Below are 25,705 nucleotides of genomic sequence, written 5' to 3' on the forward strand. Positions count from 1 at the left end.
ATGGCGGCCGAGGCGGAAGTCCTCGACGAACTGCACAGCCTCCGGGCCCGCCTGCCACGACTGACCGGCGCGCTCGCCGCCAGCGTCGACGGCCTCGTGCTGGCACAGGACATACGGGGGGTGCAACCGGAGGGGCTGGCCGCCCTCACCGCGACCGCCCAGGGCGTCGCGCTGCGGCTCACAGACGCCACCGGGCAGGGCGACTTCCGCGAGCTCCTCGTCCGCGGCGCGCACGGCTACGTGGCCACCTACGCCGCCGGCTCGTCCGCCGTGCTCACTCTGGTCGCCGAGGGACGGGTCAACGTCGGCCGGCTGCACCTGGAAGGACGCCGCTCCGGCAACCGAATCGGCGAACTGCTGCGGGTCGCCGCTCAACAGCCCGACCGCACCCCCGGCCGGCCGCCCGCCACTCCCACCCCCACCGTCACGGGCGGCCCTCTCCCCGTACGGACCCCGTCACCACGGGCCGACCGAACCCGCGAGTAGACCGCGCGCCACTGGCCGCACCACAGCTCAGCACAGGCCCGGACCCACAGGGCCGGCACCACCCGAAGGGAACAGCAAGCCATGGCGAACACCGAAACAGCGCTGAAGGAAGCCCTCTCGTCCATCGAGGGCGCGACCGGAGCCGCGCTCGTCGACTACACCAGCGGAATGGCGCTGGGAACCATCGGAGGCAACAACGGCTTCGACCTGAACGTGGCGGCCGCGGGCAACACCGACGTCGTCCGCGCCAAGCTGCGCACCATGGAGCTCCTCGGCATCCAGGACGAGATCGAGGACATCCTCATCACCCTGGGCACCCAGTACCACCTGATCCGGCTGCTCAAGAGCCAGGGAGGCAACGGCCTCTTCCTCTACCTCGTCCTCGACTCCGGCCGCGCCAACCTGGCGATGGCCCGCCACCAGCTGAGGAGAATCGAGGCCCAGCTCGAAGTCTGACGGAGGCGAGACCTCCCACACCGAAGGGCCCCACCGGGACAGCGACCGGTGGGGCCCTCAGTTCCTGCTCACCCTCTGCACCAGGCGCTGAGCAGCTCCTCGGGGCCGTACACCGCCTGGAGGCCGGAACAACCGACGCCGCTGCGGGAGACCGCCACGAGCGGCACCGGCTCGTCGGTGATCGCTGCCCGGTGCTTCTGCAGCGCGGCCAGGTCGTGGCTGTCGAACGCGGAGTTCTCCAGCCACTTGACCGATCCGAGAAAGAGCAACTGCTTGGCCACCGGCTGCCGGTCGGCGCCCACCAAGTCGATCTCGACGTCGTTGCTGCGGGTCCAGTACCCCCCGATCGCCGGGGCAGCGGGCAGGAGGCCGTCCGGCAGGAGGCGGGCGAGGGAGTCCCGGACCAGGGGCTCGATCGCGCGGCCACGCCAGCTCGTCCACCGCTCCTTGATCCGGCTCAGTGTGAGATCTCCCCGCATCCGCTCGATCTCCGCCATGTGCGGATCCAGAAACGCGAGCCAGAAGCGGAGGTAGGGGTCGGCCACCCGGTAGCGGCGCTCCTTCGACGGTCTCAGCGAGATCGGCAGCTCGGCGGCCACAACCCTCTTCTCGGTCAGGACGTCAGTGGCTCGTGTGAGAGTGGTGTGGGCGATGCCGCCGGCCGCCCGCGCGATGTTGGTGAAGGTCCGCTCCCCGGATCCGATGGCACGCAGGACCTCCCTGCTCATCGCCTGCGGGGGGAACTCCGCGGCCAGAGAGCGCTCGGCGGAGACCAGCAGCGCCGAGATCGGGTTCTCCAGCGAGTCGCGGAGAAACTCCCAGACATCCGCTCCGGCCCGCCACTCGGCACAGATCAGGGGAAGACCGCCGGTGATCAGGGCGGCGTCGAACGCGGCCGCCGGAGGCAGGTCGAGCATCTCGCCGATGTCGGCCGGGGTCAGCGGCCCCACGATCATCTCGCGGCCCCGCTGGTGGAAGGGGCGGTCGTAGCTGTTCAGCGCCTCCATCATCGACGGATCGGACCCGACCAGGAGAAGGAGCACGGGCTTGCGGCTGAGCAGCCGGTCCCATGCCCGCTGGAGCATGCCCTCGAAGGCGTCGATGCGGTCCATGAGGTACGGAACCTCGTCGATGACCACCACGCTCGGGCTGTCGTCGGGAAGGATCTCCGCGAGCAGCCTGAACGCTGCGTTCCACTGTCCCGGGCTCTCCTCCGAGAACAGCCCCCGCTCCGGCAGGGTGGACCTGGCGACGGCGTCGAGCAGCTCCGACAGTTCGTCCTCCGCTGTGCCGCCCGCCGCGGTGAAGAAGAGGTATGGCGTCCCGGTACGCCGGAGAAACTCCTCGACGAGGCTGGACTTGCCGACCCGACGCCTTCCCCGCATGAGGACGCACTGCCCCGGTTTCGCCCACCCGACGGCATCCCGGACCGTCTGCAAGGCGTTGCCGAGCACTCTCAGCTCACGGTCCCGCCCGATGAAACGACGCATGCGATCTCCCGACGGCGACAGTATCGGTAGCGATACTATCGCCGTCGTTACCATAAGCGGCTCCTCATGCGAGAGATGGCGTCGCTGCGAGGGCTGGCCGAAGAGTCGCTGAAAGCGGGGCACAAACTGAGCCGGACAAACGCCAGAGGGCCGGACCGCTGCTGCGGTCCGGCCCTCTGAGCCGGCGGAGGATACGAGATTCGAACTCGTGAGGGGTTGCCCCCAACACGCTTTCCAAGCGTGCGCCCTAGGCCTCTAGGCGAATCCTCCGCCGGAAACATTACATGACCGAGAGGAGTGCTCGCGAACTCGTTCCCCGCCCCCGACATCAGGTAGCCTTGGCGCAGCCCCTCACGCGGCGCTATCTGACTGAACTCCCCCAGGGCCGGAAGGCAGCAAGGGTAGGTTGGCTCTGGCGGGTGCGTGGGGGGCGTCTGCGTTCCCGGGGCCGGATTGCCTGGCCGGGGTCCGTTGTCGGTGGGCGCCTATAACCTCGTATGCGTGTCGTCTCTCGCTCTGTACCGCCGCTACCGCCCGGAGACCTTCACCGAGGTCATTGGGCAGGAGCATGTCACCGACCCGTTGCAGCAGGCGCTGCGGAACAACCGGGTCAACCACGCGTACCTGTTCAGCGGGCCGCGCGGCTGTGGCAAGACGACCAGTGCGCGGATCCTCGCCCGGTGTCTGAACTGCGAGCAGGGGCCGACGCCCACGCCGTGCGGTGAGTGCCACTCCTGTCAGGACCTCGCGCGCAACGGACCCGGATCCATCGACGTCATCGAGATCGACGCCGCTTCCCACGGTGGCGTGGACGACGCCCGTGACCTGCGCGAGAAGGCCTTCTTCGGCCCCGCCCGCAGCCGGTACAAGATCTACATCATCGACGAGGCCCACATGGTCACGTCGGCCGGGTTCAACGCGCTGCTGAAGGTCGTCGAGGAGCCGCCGGAGCACCTCAAGTTCATCTTCGCTACGACCGAACCCGAGAAGGTCATCGGGACGATCCGGTCGCGGACCCATCACTACCCCTTCCGGCTCGTCCCGCCCGGCACGCTGCGTGACTACCTCGCCGAGGTGTGCCGGCGGGAGAACATCCCGGTCGAGGAGGGCGTCCTCCCGCTCGTGGTGCGGGCCGGTGGCGGATCCGTGCGTGACTCCATGTCCGTCATGGACCAGCTGCTCGCGGGTGCCGCCGCGGACGGTGTGACATACGCCATGGCGACCGCCCTGCTCGGATACACCGACGGCTCCCTGCTCGACTCGGTGGTCGAGGCCTTCGCCACCGGGGACGGGGCAGCGGCCTTCGAGGTCGTCGACCGTGTCATCGAGGGTGGGAACGACCCCCGGCGCTTCGTCGCCGACCTGCTGGAGCGGCTGCGTGACCTGGTGATCCTGGCCGCTGTCCCGGACGCGGCGGAGAAGGGGCTCATCGACGCCCCCGCCGATGTCATCGAGCGCATGCAGGCCCAGGCCGGCACCTTCGGCCCAGCCGAGCTGAGCCGGGCCGCGGACCTCGTCAACGAGGGACTGACCGAGATGCGCGGCGCCAACTCGCCCCGTCTCCAGCTGGAGCTGATCTGCGCCCGTGTCCTGCTGCCCGCCGCCTACGGCGACGAGCGGTCCGTCATGGCCCGCCTCGACCGGATCGAGCGTGGCGTGAGCTTCTCCTCCCAGGGCCCCTCCGGCATGCCCGCCATGGGGTACGTGCCCGGTCCGGAGGGGCACGGGGCGGCGGCCGCCGCCCCGGGGGGTGCGCCCGTTCCGCCGGGTGGCGGTCCGGCCGCGGCCCGGGCTGCTGTCCGGGCCTCCGGAGCGCCGGGCGGCAGCGGAAGCGGCGGTCCCGCGGCGGCCGCGGGCGGGCACACCCCTGCCGCGGCGGGGCCCGGGGGGCCGCCCGCGGCGCCGGGGGGGGCCGCCGGGCACGCGCCCCGGGCCCCGCCTCTGGAGTCCCCGGCTCCTCCGGTGCTTCCGCCGATGCCCCGGCCGCGTCCGACCCGGCCACCGGCGGCGCTCCCCAGCCCGCCCAGCAGTCCCAGCAGTCCCAGCCCGCTGCCCAGCCGCCCCAGACGGACCCCGCTCCTGCGGCGCCGTCCGCCCCGGCACCGGGTGCCTGGCCCACCGCGGCCTCCGCCGGCAGTGGCCGTCGCCCCGGCGGCTGGCCCACGGCCGCCCCGGGCACGCCCACCTCGAACGCCCCGGCAGCGCACGCCCCCGGGCCGAACGCCCCCGCCCCCAGCACCTCACCGGCGGCCCCGCCCTCGGCACAGCAACCGGCCCGACCAGCGGCCCAGTCCTCGGCTCCCGCCCAGGCCGCCCCCGCCCCCACCGGGGGCCTCGACCCCCGCATGCTCTGGCCGAACATCCTGGAGGCCGTGAAGAACCGCCGTCGCTTCACCTGGATCCTGCTCAGCCAGAACGCCCAGGTGGCCGGCTTCGACGGCACGACCCTCCAGCTCGGCTTCGTGAACGCCGGCGCGCGTGACAACTTCCTGAGCAGCGGCAGCGAGGACGTCCTGCGGCAGGCGCTGGGTGAGCAGTTCAACGTCCAGTGGAAGATCGAGGCGATCGTCGACCCCTCCGGCGGCTCCGCGCCCGCGCCGGCGCCGGGCGGCCCCTCCGGCTTCGGCGGCGGCCAGGGCGGAAGCAGCGGCGGTGGCTACGGCAACGGCGGTGGCTACACCGGCAGCGGGGGCAGTGGCGGCGGTTACGGCAACGCCGGTGGCGGTTACAACGCCGGCAGCTCCGGCAGCGCCGGCGGCGGTACGGCGACCGCCCAGCGCCAGGCCCCGTCGTCGCAGTCGGCGGCGACGTCCACGCCGGCCCAGGAGCCGAGCAGACCCACGCCCGCCCCCGCACCGACCGCCCCCGTTCCACAGCCCTCCGCCCCGGAGCCACGGCGCGTGTCCGTCGAGGACGACATCCCCGAGGACGACGACCCGGACCTCGACGAGTCGGCCCTCTCCGGCCAGGAGCTGATCGTCCGCGAGCTGGGAGCGACGGTGGTGGAGGAATTCTCGAACGAGTAGCGGGCTCGAGGAGACCCGTTTGGAGGAAGCTCCAAACCAAGATCCCTGCCCCGTTCGGAAGCCCGCACAAAGCATCTGCGGCGCATCCCGTTAGGCTGACCCCGTGAAGGTCCTCGTCATCGGCACCGGCGCCCGCGAACACGCCCTGTGCCGCTCCCTGTCCCTCGACCCCGACGTCACCGCGCTGCACTGCGCCCCCGGCAACGCAGGCATCGCCGAGGTCGCCTCGCTGCACCCGGTCGACGCCCTGGACGGCACGGCCGTCACCGCGCTGGCCACGAAGCTCGGCGTGGACCTCGTGGTCGTCGGCCCGGAGGCGCCGCTGGTCGCCGGTGTCGCCGACGCCGTACGCGAGGCGGGCATCCCGGTCTTCGGCCCGTCGGGCCGGGCCGCGCGGCTCGAGGGCTCCAAGGCCTTCGCGAAGGACGTCATGGCGGCGGCCGAGGTGCCCACCGCACGGTCGTACGTCTGCACCACGCCGGAAGAGGTCGACGCGGCCCTCGACGCCTTCGGCGCCCCGTACGTCGTCAAGGACGACGGGCTCGCCGCCGGCAAGGGCGTCGTCGTCACCGACGACCTCGAAGCCGCCAAGGCCCATGCCGCGGCCTGCGAGCGCGTGGTCATCGAGGAGTACCTGGACGGCCCCGAGGTCTCCCTGTTCGCCGTCACCGACGGCGAGACGGTCGTGCCGCTCCAGCCCGCACAGGACTTCAAGCGCGCGCTCGACGGCGACGAGGGCCCGAACACCGGCGGCATGGGCGCGTACTCCCCGCTGCCCTGGGCCGACCCGAAGCTGGTCGACGAGGTCCTCCAGACGGTCCTGCAGCCGACCGTGGACGAGATGAACCGCCGCGGCACCCCGTTCTCCGGTCTGCTCTACGCCGGACTCGCGATCACCTCCCGCGGTGTGCGCGTGATCGAGTTCAACGCCCGCTTCGGCGACCCCGAGACCCAGGTCGTCCTGGCCCGGCTGCAGACGCCGCTGGCCGGTGTCCTGATGGCCGCGGCCACCGGCAACCTCGCCCACCTGGAGCCGCTGCGCTGGAGCGACGACGCGGCCGTGACCGTGGTCGTCGCCTCGCACAACTACCCGGGCACCCCGCGCACCGGTGACCCGATCACCGGCCTCGACGAGGTCGCCGTCCAGGACGCCCCGCACGCCTACGTGCTGCACGCCGGCACCAAGCGGGACGGGGACGCGATCGTCAGCGCGGGCGGCCGGGTCCTGTCCGTGACGGCCACCGGCAAGGACCTCGCCGAGGCCCGCGGCCGCGCCTACACCGCTGTCGGCCGCATCCGGCTCGACGGCTCCCAGCACCGCACCGACATCGCCGCCAAGGCGGCAGGCGCGTAGCGCGTGATCGGCCATTCGCGCGGCAGTTCGACCGTCGCCCGCAAGGGGTAAACGGCCGCGTTCGATGAACCTCACAGGCCCCGGATCCGTCTCAGGATCCGGGGCCTGAAGTTTTCGGTATGCGGGGCCAGACCCTCGCTGTCCGTTCTCCACCTCTCCCCAAAGCCATTCCATCGAGTGACCGATGTCCTATCCGGCTGACGGGGGGCGAGGCCCCAACTAGGGTGCGGCGCAAGCGTTCCGGCACTTGGCCCATCGGCATTGCGATGTCGGTGCCGGGTGCCACAGTGGGGGAGTGAGCAAGGACAGCGTCAGGTCAACGGGGAGGGGGTGAGGTCGGTCGTGACCGGTATGGGTGTGGAGGCGGGCGCACAGGCCGCGCGTGCCCGGGCGCTGGTGGTCCTGCGCATCCGCAGCCGCGCGCTGGCCCTCGCCCTGTTGCCCGCCGCCGTCGCCGTGATCCTGCTCGCGGGCGCCGCCACCGACCGCCTCGTCGGCACCGGCTGGGACGCCGCCCGCTGGGTCGTGACGCCGTTCGCGGCCCTGGTACTGCTCGCCGCCGCGGCCATCGCCCTGGTCGTGGCCCGTGCCCGTCCCGCCACGAGCCCGACGGTCCCGATCACGGAGGAGGCGGCCCCCGACCTGTACCGGATGGTGCGCGACCTCGCCGATCGCCTCGACGTCCCCGCGCCCTCCGCGATAGCGCTCACCCCGGACTGCGACAGCTGGCTGGAGGACCGCAGCCACCGGGCCCATGGGCCGCCCCCCGCCGAGGAGCACGACGACATAGCGGGTGCGGGGAGACACCCGCACCGCCGTCACCCCGTCGCGCCGGTGCTGGTCATCGGTTCCCCGTTCCTGTGGTGGATGCGGGTCGGCGAGCTGCGCGCCGTCCTCGCCCCGGTCGTGGCGGGCACGGGCCCCTCGGCCCACCCGGACATAGCCGCCGCCCGGCGCTTCGTCCGGGGGCTGGACGCCGCGGTGGCCGTGGCCTCGGCACCCCGCCGCGGGCCCGTGCCGCGGGGCGTTCTGGCCGGGGTCGGGTGGGCGGCCCGGGTTCTGCTGCGCAGCTGCCGCGTCCACGCCGGCGAGATGGAGCGGGGGGTGGCGGCCGCGGCCGCGGAGCGTGCACAGGCTGTGGATTACGGACTGCGGATCGTCGCCCAGGAGCAGGTGGGTCTGGCGTACGCGGGCTGGGACCGGCTGCTGACCCGGGTCGCGCTGCCGGCCTGGCGGATGGGCCGCTGGCCGTCCCGGCTGGACGCCGGTGTCGTGGCGGCGCTGACGGAGCTGTCCCGGCGCGACCGCCTGGCCGAGGGTTTCGCGTCCCGCCTCGGGGAGCGGCCCGCCTGCGATCTGCTCGAGGAACCGGGAGCGGTCGACGAGGCCGCCTCGCTGCTCGCCGCCCGTCTCTTCCACGGCGTCCCCGCCTGGCCCGGACCCGAGTGGTCGCCGGTGGACTGGAGCGACTATCCGGACGAGGTCGTGGACCGCAAGTGGCGCGTCGACGCGGCCCGCCTCCACCGCGTCCTGGACGCGATGGGCGTCCGCCCGGCCCCGGGGAGCACGGCTTCGGACACCGGGGGCCCGACCCTGTCCCGTGTCCTCGACCACCTGACGGACCGCGCCGGCGAAAAAACGCCCGCCACCGCCGGAACGCCGGAGCCATCTCCGGACGACGACGAAGACCTCTCCGGCACCACCACCCACAGCGCCACCCTGGCCGCCAGACTCAGCGCCGAACTGGCCCGCGAGGAGGCCACCGCGCCGCCCGGCCAGTCCACCACCGCCTCCGCCGCCCCCGCTCCGGCCGCCGCACCGCCCGCCGGCTCCCCGGCCACCCCGGACACCGCCTTCTGGGACGACCGGGCCCTCCCTCTCTTCCCCCTCCAGCCGCCGCGCACGGCCCGCGAACTGCTCGCCGACCACCTCACCGCGATGGTCTGCTGTGCCGCGATGGACACCGCCGACGCGACACCGGGCCTGGACTGGCTGGACGGCCCCACCCTCCTCCACAACGGCGAACGCACCGCCGATCTGGCGCCCAAGGTCCTCACCCTGATCGAGGACGGCGACCCCACCCCGCTCCGTGCCTGGCTCGCCGAGCTGGGGATACGCCCGGAGAAGCCGGTCCGGCTCGCCTGAGCGGGGCGCCGGCCGAGCCACTCCTCACCCGGATCCCCAGCTCCCGCTTCTGGCCAATTCAAAACGAACAGTGACGGACCGCGCGCGTTATGTGATGTGCTTGGACCGTTCGCGCACATGGCAAGGTCGGGCGACATACGACAAACACATAAGCGAGCCGCTGTCGCACAGTCCGCAGCACCCGGCACACACCGCACCAGTACGCGCAACTACGGGGGCCAAGGGGAGGGGAAGCAGGCATGGGTTCGGAGCAGATCCGCCGCTGGGAGTCGGGAGCGCTGGCACATGCCGTGACGGATCCCTTCGGGCAGGGCCCCGTTCCGTGGCTCCGCGGCGACGTCACGTACTTCGACGACACCGGCCAGGTCGTCCCCTGGTACGTGGACCAGGACGCGCCCCACTCCGGGAAGCAGCCCGGCCGTTCCAGCGGCCCCCGCGCCGCCGATGACGTCCACCGCCAGATCAAGGGCTTCACCTCGACCGGCGCGGTCGCCCCCGGCGAGGCCATCGACTTCCACATCACCGTCGACCCGCCCCAGGAGTTCGGCGTCGACATCTACCGCATCGGCCATTACAGCGGTGACGGCGCCGCGAAGATCACCACCAGCCCGCGCCTGTCCGGCATCGTGCAGCCCCCGCCGCTCAGCGCGGACCGTACGGTCTCCTGCCACCACTGGTGGCTGTCATGGCGGCTGCAGGTCCCGTCGTACTGGAACATCGGCGCGTACGTCGCCGTCCTCACCACCGCCGACGGCTACCGCTCCCACGTGCCCTTCACGGTCCGCCACGACCAGCCCGCCGACCTGCTCCTCGTCCTGCCCGACATCACCTGGCAGGCGTACAACCTCTACCCGGAGGACGGCCGTACCGGCGCCAGCCTCTACCACGCCTGGGACGAGCAGGGCCGTCTGCTGGGCGAGGCCGACGCCGCCACCACGGTCTCCTTCGACCGTCCGTACGCGGGCGCCGGCCTCCCCCTGCACGCCGGCCACGCCTACGACTTCATCCGCTGGGCCGAGCGCTACGGCTACGACATCGCCTACGCCACCGGCTGCGACCTGCACGCGGGCCGGGTCGATCCCACCCACTACCGCGGTCTGGTCTTCCCGGGCCACGACGAGTACTGGTCGGCCGCGATGCGCGGCACCGTGGAGCTGGCCCGCGACGCCGGCACGTCGCTCGTCTTCCTCTCCGCCAACTCCATGTACTGGCAGGTGGAACTCGGCCCCTCCCCCTCCGGCGTCCCCGACCGCCTGCTGACCTGCCGCAAGCGCCGGGGCCCGGGGAAGCCGGTGCTGTGGCGGGAGATCGACCGGGCGGAGCAGCAGCTGATCGGCATCCAGTACGCCGGTCACGTCCCCGAGCCGCACCCGCTGGTCGTGCGCAACGCCGGCCACTGGCTGTGGGAGGCGACCGGGGCGGGCGAGGGCGACGAGATCGAGGGCCTGGTGGCGGGGGAGGCCGACCGCTACTTCCCGCGCACCCCGCTGCCCGAGCACGAGGAGCGCGTGCTGCTCGCCCACTCTCCGTACACCGACAAGCGGGGCGCCCTCCGCCACCAGGAGACGTCCCTCTACCGTGCCCCCTCCGGCGCCTGGGTCTTCGCATCGGGGACGTTCGCCTGGACACCGGCCCTGGACCGCCCCGGCCACGTCGACGCCCGCGTCCAGCGCGCGACCGCGAACCTCCTGGACCGCATCTGCAAACGCGACTGACCCGCTGTCCGCGGTCACGTCCCGCATACGGGAGAATCGACCCACTTGGACAGAACCACGGGGAGGAACCGTGTCCGGATTCGTAGAAAAGCCCGAGCCGATCCAGGTTCCGGGCCTGGTGCATCTGCACACCGGCAAGGTGCGCGAGCTGTACCAGAACGAGGCGGGCGACCTCGTGATGGTCGCCAGCGACCGCATCTCCGCGTACGACTGGGTGCTGCCGACCGAGATCCCCGACAAGGGCCGGGTCCTCACCCAGCTCTCCCTGTGGTGGTTCGACCGGCTCGCCGACCTGATCCCGAACCACGTCCTGAGCACCGAACTGCCCGTGGGCGCCCCCGCCGACTGGCAGGGCCGGACGCTGGTCTGCAAGTCCCTCCAGATGGTCCCGGTGGAGTGCGTGGCCCGTGGCTACCTCACCGGCTCGGGCCTGGCCGAGTACGACCAGACCCGCACGGTCTGCGGCCTCGCCCTCCCCGAGGGCCTGACCGACGGCAGCGAACTGCCCGCCCCGATCTTCACCCCGGCCACCAAGGCGGAGGTCGGGGAGCACGACGAGAACGTCTCCTACGAGGAGGTCGCCCGCCAGGTCGGCGCGGACACGGCGGCCCGGCTGCGCCAGGCGACCCTCGCCGTCTACTCCCGGGGCCGGGACATCGCCCGGGAGCGGGGGATCATCCTGGCGGACACCAAGTTCGAGTTCGGCTTCGACGGTGACGACCTGGTCCTCGCGGACGAGGTCCTCACGGCGGACTCCTCCCGCTTCTGGCCGGCCGACCAGTGGCAGCCGGGCCGGGCCCAGCCGTCGTACGACAAGCAGTTCGTCCGCGACTGGCTGACCTCGGCGGAGTCCGGCTGGGACCGCGGGAGCGAGCAGCCGCCGCCCCCGCTGCCGCAGCAGGTCGTGGACGCCACCCGCGCCAAGTACGTGGAGGCGTACGAGCGTCTGACCGGCACGAGCTGGTCCTGACCCCGCGGCACACGCAGAAGCCCCCCGGCCGGAACCGGGGGGCTTCTCGATGGAGCGAACGACGAGGTTCGAACTCGCGACCTCAACCTTGGCAAGGTTGCGCTCTACCAACTGAGCTACGTTCGCATGCGCCGTGGCGCGGAACCCACTATACCCAACCTCGCTCCCGTGCGAGCCGCACCGCCGCATGCCGGTTCTCCGCCCCGAGCTTCGACACCGCCGACGACAGGTAGTTCCGCACGGTCCCCTGTGACAGCGCGGCCCGCTCCGCGATCTCCGCGACAGGCGCCCCGTCGGCCGCCAGCTCCAGCACCTCGGCCTCCCGCGCGGTCAGCGGCGAGTCCCCGGCGACGATCGCGTCGGCGGCCAACTCCGGGTCGACGTAACGGTTGCCGGCATGCACCGTGCGGATGATCTCAGCGAGCCGCTGCGCACTCACGGTCTTCGGCACAAACCCCCGCACCCCGGCCTCCAGGGCCCGCTTCAGGTGCCCGGGCCGCCCGTGACTGGTGACGATGAGCACCTTGCAGGCAGGCAGTTCGGCCCGCAGGTGTGTGGCGACCTTCACACCGTCGGCGCCGGGCATCTGGAGATCCAGCACCGCGACATCGGGCTTGTGCGCCCGGGCCATGGCCAATGCCTCCGGCCCGGTGGCCGCCTCGGCGACGATCATGAGGTCGTCCTCCATCGCCAGCAGCGCGGCGAGCGCCCCACGGATGAGGTGCTCGTCGTCGGCGAGCAGCAGCCGTACGGGCTCTGTGGCCGTCATGGCGTGACCTCACTCACGGCGTGCAGGCCGACGGAGGCGGGACCGCGGCGCTCAGTGGGAGAGGAACCCGTGCCGGAGGGTTCGGGGCCGGGAAGCCCAGGACCGGGAAGCCCAGGACCGGAGGGTCCGGACCCGGAGGCCGCGTGCTGCGACCGCAGCGGGATCTCCGCCGTCAGCCGGAACATCCCCTTCGCCGCGGGTCCGGCCTCCAGCGTCCCGTCGATCTCCGCCAGCCGCTCCCGCAACCCGGCGAGTCCGGAGCCGGAGCCGGTGTCCGCCGCCCCCTCGCTCACCCCGTCGTTCTCCACGGACAGCACCACACGTCCCTCCAGCACCCGCAGCCGCACCGCACACCGCCGCGCGTCCCCGTGCCGCAGAACGTTCGTCACGGCCTCCCGCACCACCCACCCCAGGGCGGACTGCACCCCGGCCGGCAGCCCGGCCGCCGCCCCGCTCACCGTGCAGTCGATGCCGGCCGCGACCAGCACCCCTTGCGCACCGGCCAGTTCCGAGCCGAGGTCGGCCTTCCGGTAGCCGCGCACGACCTCCCGTACCTCCCGCTGCGACTCCTGCGCGAGCCGCTGCACCTCGACCATCTGCGCCACGGCCTCCGGCCGCCCCCGTTGGGCCAGCTGCACGGCGAGCTCGCTCTTGAGCGCGATCACCGCGAGGTTGCGGCCCATGACGTCGTGCAGATCCCGCCCGAACCTCAGCCGTTCCTCGGCGACGGCGAGCCGGGTACGGGTCTCCCGGGCCTCGTCCAGCTCGTAGACGATGTTCAGCAGCCACACGGAGACGACGGCCGTGAAGGCGAGGAGCCCGCCGCCGAGCAGGACCATCAGCGACGCGAAGAGCGATTCGCCCACCGGGGCGCCCCGAGCGAAGGCCACGACGAAAGAACCCGCGGCGAAGCCTCCGGGGATCGCGAACACACGCTGCCGCCCGCGTACGCCGAGCGCGATGATGCCGGTCCCGATGACCACGACGATGGCGAACGCCCCGCCCGCAGCGGCGTCCACGCTCTCACGGTCCGGTCCGTGATCCGCGATGCCGATCGCACAGAGGCCGACCGCGGCGGTGACCACGGCCAGCGTCCACAACAGCCGGACGGGCTGGGGCCGCTTGCCCCGCGTCCAGTCCAGCGCCCGCGACACGGTGACGCAGCAGACCCCGACGTGCACCCCCACCGTCAGCAGCAGCGCGGCGCCCGGCCACGGCCCCAGCGGGACAGCCATGAACCCGACCGTGAGGAACTCGATCACCGCGAAGGAGTGGAACGACCACCGTGTGTACGTCTCGACCTTCTCCGGCTTGCTCTGCCGCCGCCACCACCCGCCCGGCCCCCGCATCAGCCCGTCACTCCCCCTTCGGTCAGCGCCGCGGTTCCCAGCGGAACCACCGCCATACAGCAAACACCGACACGACGATCCAGGCCACCGCCGTAGCGACGGCGCCCAGCGCCTCGTACGCCGAGAGGTCGCCGGTCCAGCCGCCGCGCACCAAGGTGACCACGGGCGTCAGCGGCAGCAGTTCGCAGACGGAGGCCACCTTGTCCGGCAGCAGCTCCAGCGGTACGAACATGCCGGAACCCATCCACGAGACGAGCATCAGCGGCATGGGCGTGACCTGGGCGCTCTCGCCGGTCCGGGTGAAGCTCGCGGTGGCGGCGGCGAGCGCGGCACACATCACGAGCCCCAACAACAGTCCGGCGACGGCCAGATGGGGCGCGGACGGCGCGGACAGATCCAGCAGGACCGAGCAGCCCACCGCAAGCACCAGGCACTGCACGATCCCGATGAGGACGGCCGGCAGCGCGGTACCGGCCAGGATCTCGACGTCCGGCAGCTCGCCGGTGCGCAGTCGCTTGAGGACGAGTTCCTCACGCCGGACGACGAGGGCGCCGACGAGCACCGAGTAGACGGCGAACAGCAGGGAGAAGCCGACCGCGGCGGGCAGCACCAGGGTGCCGGTGTTCAGCCCCACTTCGGCGAGGTCCATCTCCTTCGCCATCTGGGCCGCGCTGACCGGCAGCACCAGCGGCGCGAACAGCGCGGCGACGAGCGCGCCCTTGGTCCGTCCGAGCAGGGTCAGTTCGGCGCGGGCGAGCGCCGTCATCCGGCTCAGTGGAGTGGTCGCCGCCCTCCCCGGGCGGGACGTCGTGTGGATGGCGCTCATGCCGCGTACTCCTTCGTCTTCGTACCCCTGGCCCGTTCCGCGGAGACCTCCTTGGCGATCCTGAGGAACGCCTCCTCCAGGGAGGCCGACCGCACGTCCAGCCGGCGCAGCTCGACCCGGCCCTGTGCCGCCCACATCAGCAGCCCGGTGGCCGTCCGCTGCGGTTCGTGGGTGCTCAGCCGGATCATCCGGCCGTCGGCCTCGTGCCCGGCCACGCCCAGCTCGCCGAGTGGCGGAAGGTCACCGGCGAAGTAGCCGTCGGGCAGTTCGAAGGAGATCCGGGACGGTTCGGTGGCGGTCACCTCGGCCGGGGTCCCGGTGGTGGCGATGCGGCCCTCGTGCATGATCGCCAGCCGGTCGGCGAGGTTCTCGGCCTCCTCCAGGTAGTGCGTGGTCAGCAGCACCGTCGTCCCGCCGTCGCGCAGCGCGCTCACCAACTCCCAGGTCTCACGGCGCCCTTCGGCGTCCAGCCCGGTGGTCGGCTCGTCCAGGAACAGCACCTCGGGGTCGCCGAGCAACGCGAGCGCCAGGTCCAGCCTGCGCCGCTGCCCGCCGGACAGCTGCTTGACCCGGGTGCGGGCCTTCGACTCCAGCCCGACCAGCGCCAGCGCCTCCGCAGGCGGCCGCGCCCCGCTCACGCACCCCGCCCACATCCGTGCGGTCTCCGCGACGGTCAGCTCGGAGGGGAAGCCCCCTTCCTGGAGCATCACGCCGGTGCGGGGCCGGACGAGGGTCCGCTCGGTGTACGGGTCGTGCCCGAGGACCCGTACCCGGCCGCCGGCCGGAGCCGCGAGTCCTTCGAGCAGTTCGACGGTCGACGTCTTGCCCGCGCCGTTGGTGCCCAGCAGGGCGAAGATCTCCCCGCGCCGTACGGAAAAGCTGATCCCGCGGACCGCTTCGAACCCGCCCCCGTACACACGCCGCAGGTCAGTGACCTCAATCACGTGTTCGTGTCCGTTGGTTTCCATGCCTTCAGCGTTCCGGCTGCGCGGACCCGGTTGCAGTGCGCGCTGTCATCACTCGGCATGACAAATGTCAGGCGGACAGTCGACGGATACGAAGAAACCCCGGTCCATCAGGACCGGGGTCTCATTCCCGAGCGGACGACGAGGTTCGAACTCGCGACCTCAACCTTGGCAAGGTTGCGCTCTACCAACTGAGCTACGTCCGCATATGCTCCCGACCAGCTTTCACCGGCCGGTGCGAGCACCAGCCTACCTGATCCACAAGCGTGGTCGGTACGGCGGTGCAGAGCGGGTGACAGGAATCGCACACTGCGCCTTCCCCCTGGAAGGGGGATGTTCTACTACTGAACTACACCCGCATGTCTCCGTGAGCCGGGCCTTTCGGCCTCGCCCCTCGGCGTGCTCCAGACTCTAGCTGATCAGCAGGGGTGCTGCGCAAGTCGGTTGCCGCGAGGGGGCGATGACCGGCCATCGGCCCGGGCTCACCGGGCCGTCACTGCGCCGCGCTGAACGCCTCGTAGACCTTCTTCGGGATGCGCCCGCGCGCGGGGACCTCCATCTTGTTGGACTGGGCCCAGGCCCGTACGGCCGACGGGTCGGGGGCGACCTCCGTCTGCCGGTAGGCCCTGCCCGAGCGGGACCGCTTGCGGCCGGCCTCCACGTAGGGCGCGAGGGCCTTACGCAGTTCGCCGGCGTTGACTGCGCTCAGGTCGATCTCGTACGACTTGCCGTCCAGTCCGAAGGCGATCGTTTCCGTCGCTTCCGAGCCGTCGATGTCGTCAAAGAGAGTGACCACGACTTTCTGCGCCACGAATATCGGTCCCTTCTTGCGGCACTTTGCCAATTAGTTTGTACAGTGCCCGGCAATGCATGGTGAAGCCCGACTAAATCCTTCCGCGTGTCCAGAATCAAGAGGCAGCGGAGCGACTTCTGTGGAAGCGTGATGGCGGGAGACGGGTGGGCGCAATAGGTTCCGGGTGTCGGTCCGGAATCTTTCCCGGAAATTTTCGCGCGTGCGCCCGTCGATGCCGGATCGTGATGGCGGTCACGTAGATTCCTACAAGTCGACGCGCGTAGAATTTTTGTGCGGGTAGTCTGAAGGAACCTGCTCAGCACCACACACCGGGAGTGCCAGTGGCACGCGTCGTAGTCGACGTCATGCTCAAGCCGGAGATCCTCGACCCCCAGGGCCAGGCGGTGCAGCGCGCACTGCCGCGGCTGGGTTTCGACGGGATCTCGGACGTCCGTCAGGGAAAGCGTTTCGAACTGGAAGTTGACGGGCCGGTCGACGAGGCCGCCCTCGCCCGCATTCACGATCTTGCGGAGTCCTTCCTCGCGAACACCGTGATCGAGGACTTCACCGTCCGGGTCGAGGAAGTCGCGGAGGCCGTGAAGTGACCGCTCGTATTGGCGTCGTCACTTTTCCGGGCAGTCTGGACGACCGGGACACCCAGCGCGCTATCCGCCTCGCGGGTGCCGAGCCGGTCGCCCTGTGGCACAAGGACAAGGACCTCAAGCAGGTCGACGCCGTGGTGCTGTGCGGTGGTTTCTCCTACGGCGACTATCTGCGCGCCGGGGCCATCGCCCGTTTCTCGCCGGTGATGGAGCCCCTGCTGGAGCAGGCGAAGGCCGGTCTGCCGGTGCTCGGCATCTGCAACGGCTTCCAGATCCTCACCGAGGCCCACCTGCTGCCCGGCACGATGCTGCGCAACGACCACCTGCACTTCATCTGCCGTGACCAGAAGCTGCGGGTGGAGAACGCCGAGACCGCCTGGACCACCGACTACACGGCCGGCCAGGAGATCCACATCCCGCTGAAGAACATCGACGGGCAGTACGTCGCCGACGAGCGCACCCTCGACGAGCTGGAGGCCGAGGGGCGCGTCGCGTTCCGCTACGTGGACTTCAACCCCAACGGCTCGCAGCGCGACATCGCGGGCGTCACCAACGCGGCCGGGAACGTCGTGGGTCTCATGCCGCACCCCGAGCACGCCGTCGAGCCGCTGATCGGCACCGGTCGCACCGACGGCCTCCCGTTCTTCACCTCGATCCTCAAGAAGCTGGTCAACGCATGAGCCGGACGCCTCTGGACACGGTCGAGCACGCGGCCGCGACCCCCGACGTCGAGCTGCCCTGGGCCGAACTCGGTCTGAAGAAGGACGAGTACGAGCGGGTCGTGGAGATCCTCGGCCGCCGGCCCACCGGGGCCGAGCTCGCCATGTACTCGGTGATGTGGTCGGAGCACTGCTCGTACAAGAGCAGCAAGGTCCACCTCCGCCAGTTCGGCGAGAAGGCCCCCCAGTCCGACGCGATGCTCGTCGGCATCGGCGAGAACGCCGGTGTCGTCGACGTCGGCCAGGGCTACGCGGTCACCTTCAAGGTCGAGTCGCACAACCACCCGTCGTACGTCGAGCCCTACCAGGGCGCGGCCACCGGCGTCGGCGGCATCGTCCGCGACATCATCGCGATGGGCGCCCGGCCGGTGGCGGTCGTGGACCCCCTGCGCTTCGGCGCCGCCGACCACCCGGACACCAAGCGCGTCCTGCCCGGTGTCGTCGCCGGCATCGGCGGCTACGGCAACTGCCTGGGTCTGCCCAACATCGGCGGCGAGGTCGTCTTCGACGCCTGCTACCAGGGCAATCCGCTGGTCAACGCCGGTGCCATCGGTGTGATGCGGCACGAGGACATCCACCTCGCCAAGGCCTCCGGCGCGGGCAACAAGGTCATCCTGTACGGCGCCCGGACCGGCGGCGACGGCATCGGCGGCGCCTCGATCCTGGCCTCCGAGACCTTCGACGACGCCAAGCCGTCGAAGCGCCCGGCCGTCCAGGTCGGCGACCCCTTCCAGGAGAAGCTCCTCATCGAGTGCACCCTGGAGGCGTTCAAGGAGAAGCTGGTCGTCGGCATCCAGGACCTCGGCGCGGCGGGCCTGTCCTGCGCCACGTCCGAGCTCGCCTCCAACGGCTCCGGCGGCATGCGCGTCACCCTCGACGACGTCCCGCTGCGCGACTCGACGCTCTCGCCCGAGGAGATCCTCATGAGCGAGTCGCAGGAGCGCATGTGCGCGGTCGTCGAGCCGGAGAAGGTCGACCGCTTCCTGGAGATCTGCGAGAAGTGGGACGTCATCGCCACCGTCATCGGTGAGGTGACCGACGGCGACCGTCTGGAGATCTACTGGCACGGCGGCAAGATCGTCGACGTCGACCCGCGCACGGTCGCGCACGAGGGCCCGGTCTACGAGCGCCCGTACGCCCGCCCGTCCTGGCAGGACGAGCTCCAGGCCGACGACGCGAACAAGCTGCCCCGGCCGGGGACCTCCGAGGAGCTGAAGGACCAGGTCCTGAAGCTGGTCGGCTCCCCGAACCAGGCCTCCAAGTCCTGGATCACCTCCCAGTACGACCACTTCGTGCAGGGCAACACCGTCCTCGCCCAGCCCGAGGACTCCGGCATGATCCGGATCGACGAGGAGACCGGCCTCGGCGTCGCCATCGCCACGGACGGCAACGGCCGGTACGCCAAGCTCGACCCGTATCACGGTGCCCAGCTGGCCCTGGCGGAGGCGTACCGCAACGTCGCCACCACCGGCGCCAAGCCGCTCGCCGTCTCCGACTGTCTGAACTTCGGCTCGCCCGAGGACCCGGCGGTGATGTGGCAGTTCGCGGAGGCCGTGCGCGGCCTGGCCGACGCCTGCCAGCAGCTCGGCACGCCGGTGACCGGCGGCAACGTCTCGCTCTACAACCAGACGGGCGAGGCGGCGATCCACCCGACCCCGGTGGTCGCGGTCCTGGGCGTCATCGACGACGTCGCCCGCCGCACCCCCGTCGCCTTCCAGGAGGAGGGCCAGCTCCTCTACCTCCTGGGCGACACCCGTGAGGAGTTCGGCGGCTCGGCCTGGTCGCAGGTCGTGCACGACCACCTCGGCGGTCTGCCGCCCAAGGTCGACCTGGAGCGCGAGCGGCTGCTGGCCGAGATCCTGATCTCCGCCTCCCGCGACGGCATGATCGACTCCGCGCACGACCTGTCCGACGGCGGTCTGATCCAGGCGGTCGTCGAGTCGGCGCTGCTCGGCGGCAAGGGCGCCCGGCTGATCGTCCCGGACGGTCTGGACGCCTTCACCTTCCTGTTCTCGGAGTCGGCCGGCCGCGCGGTCGTGGCGGTGCCGCGCTCCGAGGAGGTCCGCTTCAACGACATGTGCGGTGCCCGGGGCCTGCCGGCCACCCGCATCGGTGTCGTGGACGGTGACTCGGTCGACGTCCAGGGCGAGTTCGCGCTCTCCCTGGCCGAGCTGCGCGAGGCACACGAGGGCACGATCCCGGCGCTGCTGGCGTAAGCCGGCCCAGCCTCGAGGAGTCCCCGCTCGGTTCGCCGGGCGGGGACTCCGTCGTGTCGGGACCGGGTGCCCGATCAGCTTGCACGTAATTACGTTGTTCCGTAATGTCGTAGGAGTGGAACTCGAAGAACGCGTCGCCGACCTCGAGCGCCGTCTGGCCGCTCTGGAAGGCGCCCAGCGCGACGCACCCCGCCTCGACGAGAGCGACTTCTGGGCCCTGAACGGGCTGAAGGAGCAGCTGTCCGAGGTGGGCGCGGCAGACGGAGGTGTCCTCTACACCGGCTCCGTACGCCTGCCGACGGGCGAGGAGTACGCCTGGCAGATGGGAGCCCTGACGGAGGGGCTGCTGGAGGAGGACTGGACGGTGGCCGCCGAGTCCTTCGCGGCCCTCGGCCACCCGGTCCGGCTCCGTCTCCTGCGCGAGGTCCTCGGCGGCCGCCGCACCGCAGCCGACCTCGCCGAGCTGGACGAGGTCGGTACGACCGGCCAGATCTACCACCACCTGCGCCAGCTCACCGGTACGGGCTGGCTGCGCACGAGTGGCCGGGGCCGCTACGAGGTGCCACCGGAGCGGGTCGTACCGCTGCTGGTGGCGGTGGCGACGGCACGACCGTAAGAGACCTGCACGACCGTGAAAGAACTGGGGGGAAACAGGATGTCCGCACGCAAGCTCGGCATGGTGACCTACCGCCTTCTGTGGCTGGTCTTCTTCGGTCTGGTGGCGGCCGACCTCTTCTTCGGCCTGGTCGGCTTTCCCTGGTACTTCCTGCCGGCGGCCCTGGCGTACGCGGTCATCTTCCTGGTGAACCGGTGGGGCGGTGCCCCGGACAAGCCACCCGCGGCCCGCGAGCCCGTTGAGGTCGCGCCGCCCGTCGCCGGCCGCTGGTCCGCGCTGAACAGCCCGGCCGACCGGACCCCGAGCCACGGCGTACACAGCTACGGCCAGACGTTCGCCATCGACATCCTCGCCGAGCCCGAGCCAGGTGCCCGCCCACGCTTCCGCTGGCTCTGGCCCATCGCCCGCCGCCCCGAGGCCTTTCCGGCCTTCGGCGCTCCCATCCTGGCGGTCGCCGACGCGACGGTCGTACGAGCAGAAGGCGGCCGGCGCGACCACCTGAGCCGCAACTCCCTGCCCGCACTGCTGTATCTCATGGTTCCCGAGGGGATCGTGCGGGAGGTGTCCGGCGTGCACCGCATCCTCGGCAACCACGTCATCCTCGACCTCGGCAACGGCACCTACGCCGCCTACGCCCACCTCCGGCGCGGCTCCCTCACCGTCCGGGAGGGCGACCGTGTCCGCGCCGGACAGCTCCTCGCCCGCTGCGGCAACTCCGGCAACTCGACCGAGCCGCACCTGCACTTCCAGCTGATGGACGGCCCGGACGCGGCCCGGGGCGTCCCCTTCACCTGGACCGGCATCGGTGTGCCGCGCAACGGGGAGACCTTCGAGGCGCCCTCCGAAGCCGCCGCCCTAGGCTGACGCCCATGCCCCCGGCCAAGAAGCGCACCCGCAGCTATGACCCCGCCAGGACCCGCACGGCCGTACTCGCGCAGTACGGGAACATACGCCGGGCCGTGGGCACCCTCACTCCCGGCATGCTCGCCCTGCCCACCCGCCTCGGCGACTGGACCGTGCGCGACCTGGCCGCGCACTGCGCCATGGCCCTGGACGCGGTGGACCGGCTGCTCGCGGAGCCCGAGCCCGCGAAGCAGGACGGCCGGCTGGTCGACTGGGCTTTCGCCATCGCCGCCGACGCCCCCGCCATCGCCGGCACGGCCCGCCGCCTGGCCGAGGAGCACCCGGACCTCGACACCCACCTCGCCGGCGCCGAGCGCCGCTTCACCGCGAACCTCGACGCGCACCCCGCCGCCCGGCTGCTCCCGACCAGCGCGGGCGCCCTGCCACTGGCCGACTACGTCGTCACGCGCACCGTCGAACTCGTCGTCCACACCGACGACCTGAACGCCGCCGTCCCCGGCCTGGACATCCCCTACGACCGTCAGGCCCTCGCCGCGGCCACCCGGCTGCTCGCCGACGCGCTGGCCGTGAAGGCGCCCGGCGGGTCGACGGAGGTGCGGGTGCCGCCGTACGCGGTCGTGCAGTGCGTGGAGGGGCCGAGGCACACCCGGGGCACCCCGCCCAACGTGGTCGAGACGGACCCGCTGACCTGGCTCCGGCTGGCGACCGGGCGGCTGACCTGGCAGCAGGCGATCGAGGACGCGCTGGTCAGCGCCAGTGGGGAGCGAGCGGACCTGTCGGCCTGCCTGCCGCTGATGGCATAAGGGGAACCGATCCCCCCGGGTCCCCCGTCGAAGCGGCATGGACAGGCAGAAGCAGCGCATCACCCTGACGGCCGCCGCCATGCTCGTCCCGCTCATGGCGGCCTGTGGCAGCGAGAACGCGGACGGCGGCAGCGCCACGGTCGGTGCCGGCAAGCCGGTGACCGGCGTGCGGTGGAACGTGGACAGCGTCACCGCCGACGGCAGGACCCAGAAGGCACCCACGGGCGCCCACATGACCATCGACAAGGGCCGCGCCGAGGGCAGCTTCGGCTGCAACAACTTCGGCGCCGAGGCCACCGTCGACGGCGACCGCGTCCGGCTCAGCAAGACCATGGCCACGGAGATGGCCTGCGAGAACAAGCCCATGGCGTTCGAGGAGACCCTCGCACGCACGCTCTTCGACCAGGAGTTCGAGGCCAGGGTGGACGGCGACCGCCTCACCCTCACCACCGAGCAGGGGGACACCGTCCGCCTGACCAAGGCCCAGGACGCCCCGCTGAGCGGCACCAAGTGGACCGTCACGACCCCGAAGGCCGACGGCCGCGCCCACCTCACCTTCGACGAGAAGAAGGGCACCGTCTCCGGCAGCCTGGGCTGCAACAAGGTCAACGCCGAGGCCACCGTGCGCGACGGCGATATCACCCTCGGCCCCCCGGCCACGACCCGAATGATGTGCGAAGACTCACTCATGGCCGACGAGAAGGCCCTGCTGCGCATTTTCGACGGCGAGCTGAAGTACCGAGTCGATCACCAAACCCTCACCCTGACCAGCGAGAACGGCATGAAGGTACGGGCCGCCGCCGGGCAGTGATCCACGAAAAGTCCGGTATCCCCAATTCGGACCAGTGGTCGACCTCGCCTACACTCGGTGGCGTGCCACGTGGTGACGGACGACTCAACCACGACCTGCTCCCCGGTGAGAAGGGCCCCCAGGACGCTTGTGGCGTCTTCGGTGTCTGGGCTCCGGGCGAAGAGGTCGCCAAGCTCACGTACTTCGGGCTCTACGCCCTCCAGCATCGAGGCCAGGAATCCGCGGGAATCGCGGTCAGCAACGGCTCACAGATCCTCGTCTTCAAGGACATGGGCCTGGTCTCCCAGGTCTTCGACGAGACCTCCCTCGGCTCGCTCCAGGGTCACATCGCGGTCGGTCACGCCCGCTACTCGACCACCGGTGCGTCCGTGTGGGAGAACGCCCAGCCGACCTTCCGCGCGACCGGGCACGGCTCCATCGCGCTCGGCCACAACGGCAACCTCGTCAACACCGCCCAGCTCGCCGAGATGGTCGCCGACCTGCCCAAGCAGGAGGGCGGCCGCACCCCGCGCGTCGCGGCGACCAACGACACCGATCTGCTCACCGCGCTCCTCGCGGCCCAGACGGACGAGGACGGCAAGCCGCTGACCATCGAGGAGGCCGCCCACAGCGTCCTCCCGCAGGTCAAGGGCGCCTTCTCCCTCGTCTTCATGGACGAGCACACCCTGTACGCCGCCCGTGACCCGCAGGGCATCCGTCCGCTGGTCCTCGGCCGGCTGGAGCGCGGCTGGGTCGTCGCCTCCGAGTCCGCGGCCCTCGACATCTGCGGCGCCAGCTTCGTCCGCGAGATCGAGCCGGGCGAGTTCGTCGCCATCGACGAGAACGGCCTGCGCAGCTCCCGCTTCGCGGACGCGAAGCCCAAGGGCTGCGTCTTCGAGTACGTGTACCTGGCCCGCCCGGACACCGACATCGCCGGCCGGAACGTCTACCTCTCCCGTGTGGAGATGGGCCGCCGCCTGGCCAAGGAAGCCCCGGTCGAGGCCGACCTGGTCATAGCGACCCCGGAGTCCGGCACCCCCGCCGCCATCGGCTACGCGGAGGCCTCCGGCATCCCCTTCGGCAACGGCCTGGTGAAGAACGCCTACGTCGGCCGCACGTTCATCCAGCCCTCGCAGACCATCCGCCAGCTGGGCATCCGCCTGAAGCTGAACCCGCTGAAGGAAGTCATCAAGGGTAAGCGCCTGGTCGTCGTCGACGACTCGATCGTGCGCGGCAACACCCAGCGGGCCCTGGTCCGCATGCTCCGCGAGGCGGGCGCCGCCGAGGTCCACATCCGGATCTCCTCGCCGCCCGTGAAGTGGCCCTGCTTCTTCGGCATCGACTTCGCCACCCGCGCCGAGCTCATCGCCAACGGCATGACCGTCGACGAGATCGGCACCTCCATGGGCGCCGACTCCCTGGCGTACATCTCCATCGACGGCATGATCGAGGCGACCACCATCGCCAAGCCGAACCTCTGCCGCGCCTGCTTCGACGGCGAGTACCCGATGGACCTCCCGGACCCCGAGCTGCTCGGCAAGCAGCTCCTGGAGACCGAGCTGGCCGCCGGCCCGGCCGCCACGGCCGCCGCCGACGCGATCCGCCGCCCGTAGTCAGCCCGTATCACCTGCCGTACGACACGAAAGCTCTCACAGCCATGTCTGAGAACCCCAGTGCCGAGGGCGGCGCCAGCTACGCAGCCGCGGGCGTCGACATCGAAGCCGGCGACCGCGCCGTCGAACTCATGAAGGAGTGGGTGAAGAAGGCCCAGCGCCCCGAGGTCCTCGGCGGCCTCGGCGGCTTCGCCGGACTCTTCGACGCCTCCGCCCTGAAGAACTACGAGCGGCCCCTGCTGGCCTCCGCCACGGACGGTGTCGGCACCAAGGTCGACATCGCCCGGCAGATGGGCGTCTACGACAGCATCGGCCACGACCTGGTCGCCATGGTCATGGACGACATCGTGGTGTGCGGCGCCGAGCCGCTGTTCATGACCGACTACATCTGCGTCGGCAAGGTCCACCCCGAGCGGGTCGCCGCCATCGTCAAGGGCATCGCCGAGGGCTGTGTGCTGGCCGGCTGCGCCCTGGTCGGCGGTGAGACGGCCGAGCACCCGGGTCTGCTGGGCGAGGACGACTTCGATGTCGCCGGCGCCGGCACGGGCGTCGTGGAGGCCGACCGGCTGCTCGGCGCGGATCGTATCCGGACGGGTGACGCGGTGATCGCCATGGCGTCCTCCGGTCTTCACTCGAACGGGTACTCCCTCGTCCGGCATGTCCTGCTGAACCAGGCCGGTCTCGCGCTGGACACCCACATCGACGAGCTCGGCCGCACCCTCGGCGAGGAACTGCTCGAGCCGACGAAGATCTACTCGCTGGACTGCCTGGCCCTGATGCGCACCACCGAGGTGCACGCCTTCAGCCACGTCACCGGCGGCGGACTCGCGGCCAACCTGGCCCGGGTCATCCCCGACGAGCTCCACGCGGTCGTCGACCGCTCCACCTGGACCCCGGCCCCGATCTTCGACCTCGTCGGACGGACGGGTCAGGTCGAGCGCCTGGAGCTGGAGAAGACCCTGAACATGGGCGTCGGCATGATCGCGATCGTGCCGCAGGAGTCCGTGGACGTGGCCCTGGCGACCCTCGCCGACCGTGGGGTCGACGCGTGGGTGGCAGGCGAGATCACGGACCGGGGCGAGCACACCACCGGTGCCGCCCTGATCGGTGACTACGCGAGCTGAGCACGGGTCGTGAC

General features: G+C 71.4%; 23 protein-coding genes, 4 tRNA genes and 1 other RNA gene. 18 read left to right on the forward strand and 10 right to left on the reverse strand.

Annotation, left to right across the window (positions count from 1 at the left end; genetic code table 11):
• Both IE97_RS0136955 and IE97_RS0136960 read left to right on the forward strand, forming a co-directional pair.
• The gene (locus tag IE97_RS0136955; RefSeq protein WP_037845365.1) at positions 1 to 486 is read left to right on the forward strand and encodes a roadblock/LC7 domain-containing protein; all 486 of its coding nucleotides are present in this window, start codon (positions 1 to 3) and stop codon (positions 484 to 486) included.
• An 81-nt stretch (positions 487 to 567) separates the two neighbouring features.
• Positions 568 to 942, forward strand: a complete 375-nt coding sequence (locus IE97_RS0136960; protein WP_030251562.1) for a hypothetical protein — start codon at positions 568 to 570, stop codon at positions 940 to 942.
• Positions 943 to 1,010: 68 nt separating this feature from the next.
• On the opposite strand, the gene IE97_RS0136965 is transcribed toward IE97_RS0136960, so the two are convergent.
• On the reverse strand, positions 1,011 to 2,432 hold the full coding sequence (locus tag IE97_RS0136965; RefSeq protein ID WP_030251567.1) for an ATP-binding protein: 1,422 nt from the start codon (positions 2,430 to 2,432) through the stop codon (positions 1,011 to 1,013).
• Positions 2,433 to 2,617: 185 nt separating this feature from the next.
• Positions 2,618 to 2,702: transfer RNA gene (locus tag IE97_RS0136970), tRNA-Ser, on the reverse strand.
• Positions 2,703 to 2,774: 72 nt separating this feature from the next.
• Here IE97_RS0136970 and ffs point away from each other — a divergent pair.
• The 7 genes from ffs to IE97_RS0137000 all read left to right on the forward strand — a co-directional run bounded on the left by ffs (position 2,775) and on the right by IE97_RS0137000 (position 11,642).
• Positions 2,775 to 2,871: signal recognition particle sRNA small type (gene ffs, locus IE97_RS39670), an RNA gene on the forward strand.
• A 62-nt stretch (positions 2,872 to 2,933) separates the two neighbouring features.
• The gene (locus IE97_RS38990) at positions 2,934 to 4,808 is read left to right on the forward strand and encodes a DNA polymerase III subunit gamma and tau (RefSeq protein WP_234331898.1); all 1,875 of its coding nucleotides are present in this window, start codon (positions 2,934 to 2,936) and stop codon (positions 4,806 to 4,808) included.
• Positions 4,805 to 5,458 (forward strand): DNA polymerase III subunit gamma/tau, encoded by a 654-nt coding sequence (locus tag IE97_RS43345; protein ID WP_234331899.1) that lies wholly within the window; start codon positions 4,805 to 4,807, stop codon positions 5,456 to 5,458. Before IE97_RS38990 ends, IE97_RS43345 begins: the two co-directional genes overlap by 4 nt.
• A 103-nt stretch (positions 5,459 to 5,561) precedes the next feature.
• Complete coding sequence (gene purD / locus IE97_RS0136985) at positions 5,562 to 6,812, forward strand: phosphoribosylamine--glycine ligase (protein ID WP_030251581.1); 1,251 nt, start codon at positions 5,562 to 5,564, stop codon at positions 6,810 to 6,812.
• Between the two features lie 351 nt (positions 6,813 to 7,163).
• Complete coding sequence (locus tag IE97_RS0136990; RefSeq protein ID WP_030251585.1) at positions 7,164 to 8,957, forward strand: membrane protein; 1,794 nt, start codon at positions 7,164 to 7,166, stop codon at positions 8,955 to 8,957.
• 239 nt (positions 8,958 to 9,196) lie between these two features.
• Complete coding sequence (locus tag IE97_RS0136995) at positions 9,197 to 10,672, forward strand: N,N-dimethylformamidase beta subunit family domain-containing protein (protein WP_030251588.1); 1,476 nt, start codon at positions 9,197 to 9,199, stop codon at positions 10,670 to 10,672.
• Positions 10,673 to 10,742: 70 nt separating this feature from the next.
• Positions 10,743 to 11,642, forward strand: a complete 900-nt coding sequence (locus IE97_RS0137000; RefSeq protein WP_030251593.1) for a phosphoribosylaminoimidazolesuccinocarboxamide synthase — start codon at positions 10,743 to 10,745, stop codon at positions 11,640 to 11,642.
• Positions 11,643 to 11,692: 50 nt separating this feature from the next.
• Here the strand turns inward: IE97_RS0137000 and IE97_RS0137005 are convergent.
• The 8 genes from IE97_RS0137005 to IE97_RS0137040 all read right to left on the reverse strand — a co-directional run bounded on the left by IE97_RS0137005 (position 11,693) and on the right by IE97_RS0137040 (position 16,362).
• Positions 11,693 to 11,768, reverse strand: a tRNA-Gly gene (locus IE97_RS0137005).
• Between the two features lie 22 nt (positions 11,769 to 11,790).
• Positions 11,791 to 12,411, reverse strand: a complete 621-nt coding sequence (locus tag IE97_RS0137010; protein ID WP_030251596.1) for a response regulator transcription factor — start codon at positions 12,409 to 12,411, stop codon at positions 11,791 to 11,793.
• Positions 12,408 to 13,760, reverse strand: a complete 1,353-nt coding sequence (locus tag IE97_RS0137015; RefSeq protein ID WP_106975504.1) for a sensor histidine kinase — start codon at positions 13,758 to 13,760, stop codon at positions 12,408 to 12,410. The genes IE97_RS0137010 and IE97_RS0137015 overlap by 4 nt, the downstream gene beginning before the upstream one ends.
• Positions 13,761 to 13,782: 22 nt before the next feature.
• Positions 13,783 to 14,586 carry an ABC transporter permease gene (locus IE97_RS0137020; RefSeq protein WP_030251601.1) on the reverse strand — a complete coding sequence of 268 codons (804 nt, stop codon included), beginning with the start codon at positions 14,584 to 14,586 and terminating at the stop codon, positions 13,783 to 13,785.
• Entirely contained in the window at positions 14,583 to 15,554 is a 972-nt protein-coding gene (locus tag IE97_RS0137025; RefSeq protein ID WP_030251604.1) for an ABC transporter ATP-binding protein, read from the reverse strand. The genes IE97_RS0137020 and IE97_RS0137025 overlap by 4 nt, the downstream gene beginning before the upstream one ends.
• Before the next feature lie 130 nt (positions 15,555 to 15,684).
• Positions 15,685 to 15,757 (reverse strand) — tRNA-Gly (locus IE97_RS0137030).
• A gap of 81 nt (positions 15,758 to 15,838) precedes the next feature.
• A tRNA-Gly gene (locus tag IE97_RS0137035) sits at positions 15,839 to 15,910 on the reverse strand.
• Positions 15,911 to 16,044: 134 nt separating this feature from the next.
• A complete protein-coding gene (locus tag IE97_RS0137040; protein WP_030251607.1) occupies positions 16,045 to 16,362 on the reverse strand; it encodes a histone-like nucleoid-structuring protein Lsr2 in 318 nt (105 codons plus the stop codon).
• A gap of 323 nt (positions 16,363 to 16,685) precedes the next feature.
• Here IE97_RS0137040 and purS point away from each other — a divergent pair, with 323 nt between their 5' ends.
• The 9 genes from purS to purM all read left to right on the forward strand — a co-directional run bounded on the left by purS (position 16,686) and on the right by purM (position 25,691).
• Positions 16,686 to 16,949 carry a phosphoribosylformylglycinamidine synthase subunit PurS gene (gene purS / locus IE97_RS0137045; RefSeq protein ID WP_030251612.1) on the forward strand — a complete coding sequence of 88 codons (264 nt, stop codon included), beginning with the start codon at positions 16,686 to 16,688 and terminating at the stop codon, positions 16,947 to 16,949.
• A complete protein-coding gene (purQ, locus tag IE97_RS0137050; RefSeq protein ID WP_030251614.1) occupies positions 16,946 to 17,626 on the forward strand; it encodes a phosphoribosylformylglycinamidine synthase subunit PurQ in 681 nt (226 codons plus the stop codon). Before purS ends, purQ begins: the two co-directional genes overlap by 4 nt.
• Positions 17,623 to 19,881 carry a phosphoribosylformylglycinamidine synthase subunit PurL gene (gene purL / locus IE97_RS38995; RefSeq protein WP_030897985.1) on the forward strand — a complete coding sequence of 753 codons (2,259 nt, stop codon included), beginning with the start codon at positions 17,623 to 17,625 and terminating at the stop codon, positions 19,879 to 19,881. The genes purQ and purL overlap by 4 nt, the downstream gene beginning before the upstream one ends.
• 115 nt (positions 19,882 to 19,996) lie before the next feature.
• Positions 19,997 to 20,497, forward strand: coding sequence for an ArsR/SmtB family transcription factor (locus tag IE97_RS0137060; protein WP_030251617.1), 501 nt, complete (start codon positions 19,997 to 19,999; stop codon positions 20,495 to 20,497).
• Positions 20,498 to 20,536: 39 nt separating this feature from the next.
• Entirely contained in the window at positions 20,537 to 21,361 is an 825-nt protein-coding gene (locus IE97_RS0137065; RefSeq protein ID WP_030251620.1) for a M23 family metallopeptidase, read from the forward strand.
• Positions 21,362 to 21,366: 5 nt separating this feature from the next.
• Entirely contained in the window at positions 21,367 to 22,164 is a 798-nt protein-coding gene (locus IE97_RS0137070) for a maleylpyruvate isomerase family mycothiol-dependent enzyme (RefSeq protein WP_030251623.1), read from the forward strand.
• Positions 22,165 to 22,201: 37 nt separating this feature from the next.
• A complete protein-coding gene (locus tag IE97_RS0137075) occupies positions 22,202 to 22,975 on the forward strand; it encodes an META domain-containing protein (protein WP_030251626.1) in 774 nt (257 codons plus the stop codon).
• A 62-nt stretch (positions 22,976 to 23,037) separates the two neighbouring features.
• Positions 23,038 to 24,567, forward strand: coding sequence for an amidophosphoribosyltransferase (purF, locus tag IE97_RS0137080; RefSeq protein ID WP_030251630.1), 1,530 nt, complete (start codon positions 23,038 to 23,040; stop codon positions 24,565 to 24,567).
• Between the two features lie 44 nt (positions 24,568 to 24,611).
• Positions 24,612 to 25,691, forward strand: a complete 1,080-nt coding sequence (purM, locus tag IE97_RS0137085; RefSeq protein ID WP_030251633.1) for a phosphoribosylformylglycinamidine cyclo-ligase — start codon at positions 24,612 to 24,614, stop codon at positions 25,689 to 25,691.
• Positions 25,692 to 25,705: the final 14 nt, after the last annotated feature.

This window comes from Streptomyces sp. NRRL S-455, from assembly GCF_000717875.1.
GTDB lineage: Bacteria > Actinomycetota > Actinomycetes > Streptomycetales > Streptomycetaceae > Streptomyces.